The organism is Microbacterium rhizomatis (assembly GCF_008710745.1).
GTDB classification, from domain to species: Bacteria; Actinomycetota; Actinomycetes; order Actinomycetales; family Microbacteriaceae; genus Microbacterium; species Microbacterium rhizomatis.
On record NZ_VYSA01000002.1, the window covers coordinates 29,283 to 42,364 of the forward strand.

A 13,082-nucleotide genomic window follows, 5' to 3' on the forward strand; every position below is an offset into this window, starting at 1 on the left:
GGGGTGCCGCGCAGGGCGAGCCGAACAGGTGGTGCGTCAGGAGCGATCGCTGCGGGTGCCCTTGCGCGCAGTGCGAGCGCTGACGAAGGTCTCACGGCGGAGCGAGGCCTCCGCGAGACCGTTTCGGCGAGTGGGCGCGACGGCGGCGAGTCTTCGTGTGCGCGAACGCATCACGAGCAGCACACCCACGACCAGGAGCGCGCCGGCCACCCACGGCGTGGAGCCGATGCCGGCGGAGCCGCTCTCAGCGAGGCTCGCTTCGATGGCGACCTCGCCATTGGTCGGAGTCACGGCCGAGACCGTCGCCGCACCGACGACGATCGTGTATGACGCGACGGCGTCCGGCGAGGTGCCGTTCGAGGCGGTGATATCGAAGTCGAAGTCCCCCGCCGTCGTCGGCTGTCCACTGAGCACTCCGGTCGCGCTGTCCAGCGTGAGGCCCGAAGGCAGGGCGCCAGCGGTCACGCTGAATGCGGATGCGGGTACGGACGACGCGGTGAAGGTGTGGGAGTAAGCGGTGCCGACCTCCCCGCTCGCCGGGGCGGCCGAGGTGATCGTCGGACTCGATCGCACGGCGCCGACCGCCGTGTCGCATCCGCTCGGCAGGGTGATCGTGTTCGTGTCGAGCGTCACCGCGCCTGTGCGGGCGAGCAGCCGACCGGTGATGGTCGCGGCGGTCTTCGCCGTCACCGACACATCAGCCATCACGGTGCCCTCGAGGTGTGCGCCCGGGTCGAGCGTGGCGGACGACCCCACCTGCCAGAACACGTTGCAGGCGCTGGCTCCCCCGGTGACGGTCACGATGCCGCTTCCGCCGATGAGGAGTGTGGATGCCGCCTGGAAGACCCAGACCGACTCGGCGGTCCCTTCCAGCCTGAGCGCACCGGTGACGGATAACTCGCCACCCGAATAGACCCCGGGCGTGAGCGTGAGACCGGTCAGGTCGCCCAAGCCGCTCTGCATGGGTGTCAGACCCGCGGCCACTCCGTAAGCGGTCGTCAGGTCGAGCTGTGCCTGAGCAGCGACCTCGTCGGTCGGGTGAATCGTTCCGTTCACGGTGCCCGGCGGGAATCCTGTGATGGACGTCTCAGGGCTGAGTCCGACATCGCCGTTGAGGACGGATGTTCCCGTGTTCGTCACGGCGGAGCCTGCGAGCACGGCGAACGGCTTTGCAGTGCCGAGGTCGACGGGACCGTCGATCGTGGTGACCGCGTTCGCGGCGGAGAGGGGAAGCAGAATCGAGAGCGACGCGGCGAATACTGCTGCGACGACACGGGTGTGAGGCGGGAATGCGACCATGTTCGAGCCCTTCGTAGGCAGGAACAGTGATCGTCTCCGAGCGTCGGCAGAATCTGCGCCTACTGCTGGCTTACCACGGATCCACCGCGAGCGGTGGAATCACGGGGAAGCCTTGAGACAACCTTGGCCTGCGGCGCGGCGCCGCAGGCCAAGGATTCCTACTCCGGCGGGTCGTTCTCGCCCGACGCCGGAGACGACGAACGCCGGAGGATCGCCACCACCGCGATGAGGACGCCGATCACCACGACTCCCCCGATGACGAGTCCGATCGACAGACCATTCACCGTGTTCGCGGCCGTACTCGCGTCACCCGGGTCGGGTGCATCGGTGCCGGCGGTCGTCGCAGCGGAGGAGCACGGCGACGCGCCGGAGCCCCGGGCGATCGGAGTGCCTTCGGCGGGGTCGTAGTCGAACGTGTACGCCTGCGCCACCGGGTGACCGTCGGACGAGACGATCCGCCACTGCACGGTGTAGGTGCCGGCCCCGCCCAGTGCGACGGGCACCGTGATCACGGGCCCGGCCACCGCGGCGCATCCCGTTTCATAGTGCGTTCCGTCGGCGCCGACCACCTGGATGATGTCGGCGCCCTCGTCTGCCCCGAGCAGGTCGCCGCTGAACTCCATGCGCACTTCGTCGAGCGTTGCCACGCTCTGTCCCTCAGCGGGTGTCGCATCGACCAGCGAATCGTGCGCCGATGCGGCGGACCCGCCGAGGGCGACCGCCGCGATCGCGAGTGCGAACCCCGCGACCGCGACGGCCGACCCACGACGGAAGGTCATGAGACCTTGCTCCGACCCCGCGCGAGGGCGATCGCCGCAAGCACGGCCGCACCCGCGGCGAGAACGAGTCCGGCGATGCTCACTCCCAGCGCGATCCCCGAGGAGGGATCGGAGGATGCAGTCGCCGAACCGCCTTCGGTCGCGGTCGCGCTCGGCGCAGGACTTGCGCCATGAGAGGCGCCATGAGCATCCCCGGGCGCCGCATCTTGCACATACAGGACCGGTGCGGGCTCGAGCGTGTCGTCGGCCGCGACCTGGGCGGGCGTCGCCGTCCACTCCGAGACGGTGCCGTCGTCGTACGTCTGGATGGCGGGCAGCACGATGCTCCCGACCTCGGGAACGGGGCCGAGTGACAGCGTGAAATTCTGCAGCTGCCCGGGGCGGATGCCCCCGTCCACCGCTTCGAAGACGACCTTGGTCGCTGCTTGCGTGATGGTGTTGCCATCGACGACGACCGGTGCCGGCAGCGTGCTCTCGGTCACGGTCGTGGTCCACCCCGGTACCGGTTCGTAGAGCACGCTCAGGAAGGGCGTATCGGTGGGCAACTGCACCTCCAGTCGGACGGTCGACGCAGCCTCGGATTCGTTGGGGACGCGGAACTGCACGCTCTTGTAGCTCCCCGGGTCGGCGGTATTCGGAGTGACCGTGACGTGTGCCGAGGCCGCGAGCGGGATACCGATCGCGAGGGCGAGACCGGCTGTTGCTCCGGCGACGGCGCGGAAGATGTGCTTTTCAAACATGCGGATGCTGCTTTCTGTCAGCGCACGCCGAGAGACGGGGTGCGCGAAAAAGGGGGTGGAAGAAAGGGACTACGCCGTGACCGGCGGTCCACGTCTCCTCATCACCGACAGAACAGCGAGACGCCGCGAGGGCGGAATGGGGCGCACGGCAACAGCCGGGGCGGCAGCCACCGGCCGTGCGCTGATCGGCACCAGCACCAAACGGAACGGGCTGCGCACCAGCTCCCAGAGCGCGCGAGCGGCCCGCTCACCGCGCCCCCACACCAGCACGGTGCAGATGGCCGCGACCACGTGCGCCATCCACATTCCCGGTGCCGCCCCGGTATGCGAGTCACCTGTCGCGATCTCAGACGCCACCGCGAGCGCATGGACGTGACCAGAGGATGCTGCAGCCGACCCGCTCAGGTCGAGCGAGAGGATCGCGTGGAAGAGTGCCTGGCTGATGACGATGGCGGCCGATACTCTCCACCATGAGAATCCGCGGGCGGCGAACAGAACGCATACGGGCGCGGCAAGCGCCAGGGCAAGGACCACACCCCACCACGAAGGAAAGGTCCCGTCGGCCGCCGCATGCGAGACGGTCGCGAAGAACGTCGCGACAGCGGCAGCGGCAATGCCGCGCCACGCGCGACTTGCACGACCTGACCGCGACACGAAGGCACCTCCGAAGCCAGCCTAGCGAGCCTCGCGGCGACGGGTTCGCCGGTCGCCTCCGTCTCCGCATTGCTCCCCCAGGGTTTCGTAGACGACCAACGCGCGCATATGTTCCTCGTTCTCGAACGATCGGCGATAGCGGGCCCGTCGCCGCCCTATGCCCCGCTGTCGAGCGATCGGGCGGGCGAGGCGGCGTCACCGCCATCACTCCCGATATGCGCCATCGGCACTGTCGAATACCTCGAACACCCTCTCGAGCTTCGATCGGTGTAATCCGAGCACGACCGCGTCACTCGGTTCCGCGATTCTCAGGTCGCCCCCCGCTCGACGCGCCCGTGTCAGACAACTGACGAGCGCTCCGAGCCCTGACCAGTCCACGTCGTCGATTCCGCTCAGGTCCATTGCGATCCGGCAGTCCCCGCGCGAGATCGCTGCCGCGATGATCGCCCGCAGCTCGAGGGCGCTCACCATGTCGAGCGTGCCGGCTCCCCGCACGATCACGATGTCCGGAGAGACCTTCTCGGCCGTGAACGTCATGAGGACCTCGCGCCTCGGGTGGCTGCTCTCGAAGACGTGAAGCCTTGGTATCTGACGCCGACGATCAAGACGCTGAGGGCGACCAGATCGAAAGTCGCGCAAGCGAGATTGACGACGGTCGCGATGAGATCCGCGCGGTGGAACATGAGGTTGAACAATCCGATGATCATGGCCAAGACCAGTAGCGCCATCGTGACCAATTGCACTCGAACAAGCCGCCAGTGCCCGGCTGACTCCTGCCGCGTTTTCGGTGTGACGGCGAAGCCCAACGGCCGACGGAAGACGACATTGGTGAAGGCGGTCGCGCAGGCCGAGATCCACACCGGGAAGAGCGCGACGCTGTACTGCTGCCCCCGCCAGAACGTCAAGCGATGGGCAGCGACGAAGAACAGTAGACAGTTCATGACGATGAAGGGAATGAAGCGGATGAAGAACTCGAGCGCGGTGGTCGCGACGGGCAGGATGCCGAAAACCAGGAAGATGATAGGTGCGGCGAGGTAGACGACCGTTGCGAAGCCGCTCAGGTATGTCCACATCGTGGCGAAGTACATCAATCGCTGCGGGATCGTCAACGTCTTCCTACCCAGGGGATTCTCGCGAAGGAAGACCTGAATCGTTCCCTGTGCCCAACGCAGCCGCTGCGTGAGCATGCTCCCGACATCATCGGGCGCCAATCCATCAGCGAGCGGTTCGTGGTGGTAGACACTCTTCCAACCCAGACCGTGTAGGCGCATGCATGTGGCGAGGTCTTCGGTTACCGAGTCGGTGGCCAGGGGCATGATCGGTTGGGCTTCCCCCGGGCTCCCGATCACGATCTGGCTCAGCGAGTTGCGCACTGAATCGCTGAGCGGGCGGTCCGCGGTGCTCACTCGTCGATGCAGCTCAAACGTCACGGAGGCAACAGCCACTCCCGCGCCCATCGCGGCACGAGCCTCCTCGAGAGCGAGCGCGGTCTCACTCAACGCTCTGTCGGTGGACTCGTCCCGGCCGGCGCCGCGCGCTCGTTCCCGCTCGACAACGCGCGCCGCAGCGGGGAGCGCGACAGCAATCCGCTCATCGACCTCGCGCGCATACTCGACGACTCCGAGCTGCATGAGAGCCTCGCGCCGCAGCACAGCGTTGGACCCGCAATAGAACGCAGCGTTCCACCCGTCCTTCCCCTGCTGGATCGGACCGTAGAACAACTCCGCCTGGCTGCCCAGCGGATCACCCTCCGGCACGTTGGAGAAGACCTGGGGGGTCTGTACGACGGCGACGCCCTCGTCGCGAAAATACCCCAAAGTGTTGTGAAGGATCTCCGGTCGCGGAATCTGGTCAGCATCGAGGACGAGGATGAACTCACCGGCGGTGCACTCCAACGCATTATTGAGGTTGCCGGCTTTCGCGTGTCGCGGGCGATCCTTCCAATCTGCCGAACGGGTCACGTACCCGATCCCGGCTTCTTCAGCCGCAGCACGCATTTCGGTTCGTTCGCCATCGTCGAGAATCCACGTCTGGTGAGGGAAGCGGATCTTCTGCGCGGCGATCGCGGTGTTCATCACGAGCTCGAGAGGCTCGTTGCAGGTCGTGATGAAGACGTCGACAGTGGCGCCGGGGTCGGGCGCGGGTGGTGCAGGCCGACCCTGCGACCGCCACATCGTCATTGCGAATAGCGAAATGTCGATCAGGCCGTACGTCTCGGCGACGACCAGAGGAATCGATATCCACCAGGCGCTCCAATTTATGGAGTCCAGCCAACGCCAGGCGATGTAGTTCACGCCGAGAATCACGCTCATCACGGCGATCACCCGAAGCGTCAGCGCCCGCCTAGGCGACGCAAGCTCCGCGCGAGACCTGTCCCGGGTGGGGACGATCACCTGTGTCACGGCGCTACGCTCACCATCCATGAACGCAGCAGCGCCGCGATCGTGCTCAGCAGGCTGCGTTCGCTCGATGGCGCATCCGTCCGCGGCATCCCCATGGGTTCACTCCTCCATACATCTTACTGACATTCTAGTATACATGTCCGGATGATGACATCGCTCGCCCACCTCATCGCGAATGCACCAACGAGGGCAGGCCAGCGCCATCAACGCGAGCTACACCGTCATCAAGGGGCGTGATCACGGTGTCGATCGAAACCGGAGGCGCCACGACCTTTTCGGCAGCCACTCGATCACCCGCAATGGGTCTGATTTGGGGGGCGCTGCGCGCTTCACGTGGCGGGCGAGTAAGGGTGGGGCCCGTTCGGGCGAGCCCCACCCTCGCGCCGAAGGGATCCCCCCGCGCAGATATCAATATACCACTATCGACTAGTATCGCAACAAGGAGATAGGAGATCGCCATGCAGGCATGCCGCGCTACGCGATCGCCTCCGGTCGTCGCGATCCGCGACAGCCCTGGCATGAGCGTCGAGGAAGGGACGTGCAGTGAATCCGAGCACATCGACGAGCCGCGCGGAAGGAGCCCCGAAGGCTGCCACTCGACCGCGCGCCGATAGACACTCCGCATCGAGAGCGCTGCTCGCGGCCGCTTCCTCAATCGCACTCCTCGGCGGCGCCCTCCTCGCGGTCGGCCTGCTGGTCAGCCCAGAGTCACCGGCTGGGGGCCGACTGAGCAGAGCCGGGGTCATCCTCGCGTCGACCGGCGCCGCCATGGCAATCGCAGTTGCGATGTACAGGGAGCGACAAAATCGCATATCCGTGCGCCGCGAGCACCCCGCACGTTCCGCCGAATCCGCGACGCAGATCGACATCGACGCGATGACGTCGGACTAGGTGTCGCGGCCACGTCGCACTCGCTTTGACGTTTCTGATATACTTGCATATCAGGAGGGATGATGATTTCGTCGACCGGCGTATCGATCAGGCGTGATCGCGCCCACCCCACCGCGTTGCGTCGCGGAGCGGACGCCGGCATCGTCACGCTTCTGGTTGCAGGAATGGGAATCTTGCCCATGCGGTCATCCGCCCTCGCCCCCGAGACCGACTCCAGGTCGTCCAGCCACCAAACGGACGCACAACAGTTCCGTGCGCCTGCTACTGCCGCCGTGACGCCTCTCGCCAGAGACGGATACTCAGCCACGACCCTGCAAGAGGTCACCGCAATCCAGAGCGATCGCGACCGACGGTGGCCGTTATCGGGCGCAGTCGTCATTGGAGATGGGATCGGAGCACGAGACGGCGCGCACATGGGGATCGACTTGCCGGCCGCCGAGGGGGCACCCGTTCGCGCAGCAGCCTCGGGCACCATCAGGGTTTCGCGCGAAGACCATGGAGGGTACGGCGTTGCGATCATCATCGATCACGAAGTGCCCGAACCTACGGGAGAACGGACCTCTACGCTGTACGCCCATCTTTCGTTCGGTTCTCGCAAATTCGAAGAAGGGCAACACGTCAGCGCTGATGAGGTCATCGCGCTCGTAGGAAACACGGGGCGCTCCTATGGAGCCCACCTGCACTTTGAGGTCCACATCAACGACCGCCCCAGCGATCCACTCGCCTGGCTCCCCGACACTATCGCCGCGAGGAGCGTATACTAGGATTTCAGCAAACGCAGCGGCAAGGGGATCCGCATTTTCACGATCGCCGCACCACGGTGAGGTTGAGGGAATTGTAGGCATGAAGCAACCCGGTCATCGCACTGTCGTCGCGAGGATACCGCGATGAGATGGTTCTACGAGACAGACATCGCGATCATCTTGCCAATATTCGTGGGTGGGTTCGTCATCCTGTCCTGTGCGATCGTCATCGTGCTGCGACCGGTAGTCTCCCGGTTGGTCACCGACGGGAAGGAGTGGGATCGCGCCCTCGCCCATGTCGTCGGGACTTTCGGGGTCTTCTTCGGAATTCTGCTCGCGCTCGTCGCCGTTTCGGTCTACGACAATTTCTCTGCGACCAGAGTCACCACGATTGAAGAGGCGGGGCAGTTGGGCGCCCTCTATCGTGCGACGTCCGGACTACCGAGCGAGGTCGGCGACCCCGCGCGACGGGTAATCGATGATTACGTCCATACCGTCGTCGACGACGACTTCCCGATGCAGCGAGACGGGCAACTGCCTACTGCCAGCGACTCCGAAGTAGACAAGTTGGAGGCGTTGTTGAACACGGTTGCCGCAGGCCCAGGCGATGAGCAAGCGCGCCTGCAACAGCTGCTTCTGACGTTCGACAATTTTGTCGAATCCCGGCGGGCACGCATCGATGCCACCGCCCTCGCTTTGCCGTCACTGTTGTGGGGAGTGATATGGGTCGGTGCCGCGGTGAATGCGATACTCATCAGCTTCATCATGGTGAAGAATCTCCGCTTGCATCTGCTTATGGCCGGCCTCCTGGCGTTGTTCATCGGGCTCGTTATATTCGTGACCGCGGCAATGGACCATCCCTACGCGGGAGCGATCGCAATCGGTCCAGGCCCGTTCGAGCGATTACTCCAACAGATCGTCGACACGCATCATTGACCGGGATGACAGAACGATCGAGGAGGCCGCGGGGCGGTCGGGGCGAATTCCTGCATGGTCGAGCGGCTATGTGGTGCTTCCTACGGAGAGCGCGATTCAACAACCGCAAGAGAGAGTGCATCGCTCCAAGACCCGACCGTGCATCGTGATCATCTTCGGGGCAGCCTCGTGGTTGCCGACCTCGGTCGCGCCGGTGCAATCCGTGGGAAGCCGCACTCGCAACCGTTATCGCTCGCGTCGCCGATCATCGCATGCGCGCCCACGTTATCTCGAGCCAGAGCTTGTTCGACGGGCAATCGGTCGGCTCCGTACACGGGGGACCTCACGCGTGTGCACCGTGTACACGCCTGCCACGCACAACTCACGTTCGGTAACGGCGCCGGAAGAGATGCCTCCCGCTCCCCTCAGAGTGGCGACCACGATCTCCGCACTGCGAATCGGTCCGCCCGACATGGTGTGAACGTGCCGCGTCACTTGTAGCGGTCACTATCGACATTCCCCTGGAAGAGAGGCCGCGTGCAGGAGCGCGCACAGGCTACGAGTGCGGGTTCTTTCCCGCCCGGTCGGGCTCGGGCGAGATGACGTGGGGCAACGCGAAGTCGGCATACCCCGGCTGCGCGAGTCGAGATCGCTTCCGGGAGTACGCGAAGTAGACGACAAGACCGACCATGAGCCAGACGAGGAATCGCAGCCACGTCTCGACTGTGAGGTTGAGCATCAGATACAGGCTCACCAGGGCGGACACCGCCGGGAGCCAGGGGTTCAAAGGTACCCGAAACGCGCGACGGAGGTCAGGGCGTTTGCGACGCAACACAATCACGCCAACTGCGACCATCACGAATGCTGACAGTGTTCCGATATTGACCATCTCCTCCAGCACGCCAACGGGTGTCAGACCCGCAGTGAGCGCTACGACCGCGGTGACGATGATCGAGATAACCCATGGAGTCCGGAGGCGGGGGTGCACCTTGGCCAGTCCCATCGGGAGAAGCGCGTCACGCGACATCGCGAAGATGATGCGCGTGGCACCGATCATGAGAGTCATGACGACGGTTGTGAGACCTGCAACCGCCCCCGCCGAGATGAGCGTGGCCATCCATACCTGACCGTGGAACGCAAACGCGTTGGCCAGCGCCGCGTTGGGGTCGAGCTCCCCGAAAGGAACCATGCCTGTCACGACGAGCGCGACCGCGCAGTAGAGGAGCGTACAGATGATGAGCGAGGCGATGATGCCGATGGGCATGTCCCGCTGCGGATTCCGCGTCTCCTCCGCAGTGGTAGCAACAACATCGAAGCCGATGAAGGCGAAGAACACCAGAGCGGCACCTGCGAGGACCCCACCCACACCGAACGCTGTCGGCTCCATTCCAGAGAAGAACTGCAACAAGGGTTGACTCAGGCCCGTGGCCATCTCGCGAGGTGCTTCCTCCGGCACGAACGGCGACCAGTTCGCAGGGTCGACGAAGAGCGCTCCAGCGACGATGACGAAGAGCACGATGAACAGCTTCACTGCGACGAGCACGAGGTTCACGCGCAACGACTCCTTGATCCCGAAGGTGATTATCGCCCCGAGGACGACGACAAGAAGGACGGCCATCACGTCGACCGTCCCGCCGTGCCCGATCGCTGAGGGAATCGCCACGCCGAGCTGCTCCATGAGTGTTCCGAGGTAGGCGCTCCAGCCCTGTGCGACCACACTCGCGCCCAAGAACATCTCGAGGATGAGGTCCCATCCGATGATCCAGGCGAACAGCTCGCCGAGAGACGCATACGAGAACGTGTAAGCAGAGCCGGAAACCGGCACCGTCGAAGCGAACTCCGCGTAGCACAGCGCCGCCAGTCCGCAAGCGATGGCCGCGACGACGAAGCTGACGAGTATCGCCGGCCCGGCAACCTCATGAGCTGCGCGACCGGTCAGGGTGAATATACCGGCGCCTATCACGACACCCACCCCGAAAACCGTCAGATCGAGAGCGGTCAGCGACTTCTTGAGCTGGAACCCCGGAGCGTCAGTATCAGCGATCGACCTCTCCACGGACTTGGTACGAAACAAACTCAAGGACGGGAACCTCCGTGACGACAGTGATGAGTGCGAATGCGCAACGCGATCTCGCCTGCGATCTCGCTCCGAACACCGAAGCGGATCCGACAAGCCCGCGGCAGCGAACGCACCCGCTCCTACGCGCACGAGAAGTCCGTGTGGTTCGGCTTTTTCGTATATTAGCACTCTCGTTGAGAATGGCTGTCGCGGCCGATAGTCAAGGAGGAAGCCCGGCCCACCATCGTGGAGCCGAGGGCCTGGTTACCCCCCGTGGGTGCTACAGGGGGTAACCAGTGGGCGTGGTGAGCGCCCGGTTGGGTTGCAAGAGAGCTCAATGCTCGACCTCGCAATATTAGAATACCACAACGTCAGCTAAGCGAAGCCTGGTCGATCTTCTTAAGCGGCGTCAGAGAGATGAGCGGCTTCCGACGCCCGAAGCGCCGGCCATCCACCCAGCACAGTAGTCGCAGCACTCGGCGCTCCACCCTCGAGCGCCGCCGCAATGGCCTCGTGTAGTTCCGTGTCGACGGGAGAATTCGGGAGAGCCAGCCTGAGTCGGTATGCGGCCGCAGTCGCCCCGAGCCGCAGCGAGAGCGAATCACTGGCCGCACGCAGCAAGGCAAAGTACGCGAAGTCCGCCGCAGCCCGTTGCTGAACATCGTCGAGACTCTTGGAGATGGCGGCAATCGCCTCCCGGAGCTGACAAAGCAGTTCCGGGAGGACTGCAGGATTGAGCGTGGAAATCACTGCCTGCTGCATGACACGCCAATCTCGTAGCTCGCGAGCGGCGGCTTCCGGGGTGAAGGATGTGACGCGCGTGAAACACGCGGCTTCGACATCCACAAGACCGAATGCTTCGAGGCGCAGAATCGCCTCTCGCACCGGGGTACGCGAGACGCCCAATCGCTCGGCCCATTCTCGGTGATCGATGCTCTGGCCAGCGATCAACTTCCCCTCGACGATCGCCTCGAGCAAGGCATCGTGAACTTGGTCCGCCACGCGGGCCCACCTCACATCACGGGAGGAGTCGGTCATCGAATATCTGTCGTAAGTGAACATAACATCTATTATAGCCTAACTAGTGTTAGGGGGCAAATAGATGTTGTCGATATGCGCGGATCATGAGGAGACTCCCAGTCGAACCAGGGTCTGCGGCACGCCCGTCACAGTGTCCAAATCTCGCGTGGTGGCGCCCGCCGACGCTCACGGTCGCGATACATCCCGTGATTCCTCGACGCGTACCCCACACGGGCCCACTCTCACGCCCGGGCCTCCGCCCCACTCGCGCGGCTGTCGGTGGCATCCATACGCGAGGCCGTAAGCGTCAAGACGGTACGAGAACTGCGGACCTCATGAAGCACCGGCTGTCGGAATCGTCAGAACAACGTCGTGCGGGTCGAACGGATCGGTCTTCACGGTCGATCCCCGCGCCAGGTCGTACCCTCGATCGCGGCGTCGCCGACCCGGCCTTGACGCACCTTCTCCAGACGCGATCCCGTTGCTTTCACCCTGCGTTCGGTCCTCGCGGAGAGTGTGATGTCGGCACTATAGGCCGATTCCTGCGGCGCCGGAGAAGAAGTAGCTCGCACCACCCACGGCTCGCGCCGAGTTCCGCGCACCCCACGAGGAGCAACGCTTCGGGCGCGCAACCCCTCCGTCGAGGACACCAGTCGCCCTCGAGGTCGTGTGACGGTTACGCCACGATCATGAGACTGCTGATATCCGGTTCTCTCGAGCAGAGTGATACTCGCGGACTCGACTAACCCTGCTGCGCGTCGGTTCCTGGAATGGCGAGCAGCGAGAGTCTTCTGATTGATCCCGACATGACGTCACCATCACCGTCGGTGGCGCCGGAAAGGAAAGACTCCTGAATGAGGCTGAGAGCGGCCAGGTCGATCCAATTCGGCAGCGACAGGCTCCCGAGGCGAATGACGTGCTGCTCCGTCTCGAGAGCACGCACCAGCTCCTTGTTGGCACTCAAAGGCGTGATCGCGGTAAAGAACTTGAAGTTGGCCTCGGCGATCTCGCGAGCTTCGCGCATGCGACTCTCGAGATGCGCGTCATCCGGTTCGATGCCCTGAAGGTTTGACACTGCCTGCGCAAATTTCTTATGCTGCTGGCCCATTCCGCGGAGGATGCTCTTGGAGATGTCGCCGACGACCTCGCGAATGAGGGGCTCCATCAGCGCCGTCCACACGACGAGACGGTCTCGGACCTGCTCGGGTGTCACGGCGGCGATGCGAGTGAACCTGTTGGGTTCCGACTCAACGATGCCGACGGATCGCAGCTTCTGCAACGCTTCCCGCACGGGGGTGCGCGAGACACCCAGTTCGTTGGCTAGCGAGATGTCGTTGATGCGCTCACCCGGCGCGAGACGCCCGTCGAAGACCGCCTCCATCAACATGTCGTAGATCGCATCACCAACCGTTGGTCGTGGGCCGGTGATCGTAGAGGCGAAGGTCCCGTTGCTGGCGTTCATGTACCGCAATATATCAACAATCCCACCCAATAGATGGGAACACTCGCTCTTGATTTCCATCGCGTTGCGCGGGAGTCGCGTCCGCGGATGCGGCAGTGCATGCGAGAACGGGTTCGAT

General features: G+C 64.3%; 11 protein-coding genes. 2 read left to right on the forward strand and 9 right to left on the reverse strand.

The genetic code is table 11. The annotated features are described in order from the left end of the window. Window positions 1-36: 36 nt before the first annotated feature. The 6 genes from F6B43_RS08515 to F6B43_RS08540 all read right to left on the reverse strand — a co-directional run bounded on the left by F6B43_RS08515 (window position 37) and on the right by F6B43_RS08540 (window position 5,784). On the reverse strand, window positions 37-1,299 hold the full coding sequence (locus tag F6B43_RS08515; RefSeq protein WP_150448543.1) for an ice-binding family protein: 1,263 nt from the start codon (window positions 1,297-1,299) through the stop codon (window positions 37-39). Between the two features lie 158 nt (window positions 1,300-1,457). Next, window positions 1,458-2,078, reverse strand: coding sequence for a copper resistance CopC family protein (locus tag F6B43_RS08520; protein ID WP_150448544.1), 621 nt, complete (start codon window positions 2,076-2,078; stop codon window positions 1,458-1,460). Then, a complete protein-coding gene (locus F6B43_RS08525) occupies window positions 2,075-2,818 on the reverse strand; it encodes a YcnI family copper-binding membrane protein (RefSeq protein ID WP_150448545.1) in 744 nt (247 codons plus the stop codon). The genes F6B43_RS08520 and F6B43_RS08525 overlap by 4 nt, the downstream gene beginning before the upstream one ends. Window positions 2,819-2,887: 69 nt before the next feature. Then, on the reverse strand, window positions 2,888-3,472 hold the full coding sequence (locus F6B43_RS08530; protein ID WP_150448546.1) for a hypothetical protein: 585 nt from the start codon (window positions 3,470-3,472) through the stop codon (window positions 2,888-2,890). Window positions 3,473-3,676: 204 nt separating this feature from the next. Continuing rightward, the gene (locus tag F6B43_RS08535; protein WP_150448547.1) at window positions 3,677-4,009 is read right to left on the reverse strand and encodes an STAS domain-containing protein; all 333 of its coding nucleotides are present in this window, start codon (window positions 4,007-4,009) and stop codon (window positions 3,677-3,679) included. After that, complete coding sequence (locus F6B43_RS08540; protein WP_246159882.1) at window positions 4,006-5,784, reverse strand: glycosyltransferase family 2 protein; 1,779 nt, start codon at window positions 5,782-5,784, stop codon at window positions 4,006-4,008. Before F6B43_RS08540 ends, F6B43_RS08535 begins: the two co-directional genes overlap by 4 nt. Window positions 5,785-7,037: 1,253 nt before the next feature. Here F6B43_RS08540 and F6B43_RS08545 point away from each other — a divergent pair. Together F6B43_RS08545 and F6B43_RS08550 are read left to right on the forward strand one after the other, a co-directional pair. Further along, the gene (locus tag F6B43_RS08545) at window positions 7,038-7,529 is read left to right on the forward strand and encodes a M23 family metallopeptidase (protein WP_170285603.1); all 492 of its coding nucleotides are present in this window, start codon (window positions 7,038-7,040) and stop codon (window positions 7,527-7,529) included. 123 nt (window positions 7,530-7,652) lie between these two features. Beyond that, a complete protein-coding gene (locus F6B43_RS08550; protein ID WP_150448550.1) occupies window positions 7,653-8,444 on the forward strand; it encodes a bestrophin-like domain in 792 nt (263 codons plus the stop codon). Between the two features lie 535 nt (window positions 8,445-8,979). Here the strand turns inward: F6B43_RS08550 and F6B43_RS08555 are convergent. The 3 genes from F6B43_RS08555 to F6B43_RS08565 form a co-directional block, all read right to left on the reverse strand. Then, the gene (locus F6B43_RS08555) at window positions 8,980-10,503 is read right to left on the reverse strand and encodes an amino acid permease (protein WP_150448551.1); all 1,524 of its coding nucleotides are present in this window, start codon (window positions 10,501-10,503) and stop codon (window positions 8,980-8,982) included. A 378-nt stretch (window positions 10,504-10,881) separates the two neighbouring features. Continuing rightward, complete coding sequence (locus F6B43_RS08560) at window positions 10,882-11,544, reverse strand: GntR family transcriptional regulator (RefSeq protein WP_150448552.1); 663 nt, start codon at window positions 11,542-11,544, stop codon at window positions 10,882-10,884. A 700-nt stretch (window positions 11,545-12,244) separates the two neighbouring features. After that, on the reverse strand, window positions 12,245-12,964 hold the full coding sequence (locus F6B43_RS08565; protein ID WP_150448553.1) for a GntR family transcriptional regulator: 720 nt from the start codon (window positions 12,962-12,964) through the stop codon (window positions 12,245-12,247). Between the last annotated feature and the right edge of the window lie 118 nt (window positions 12,965-13,082).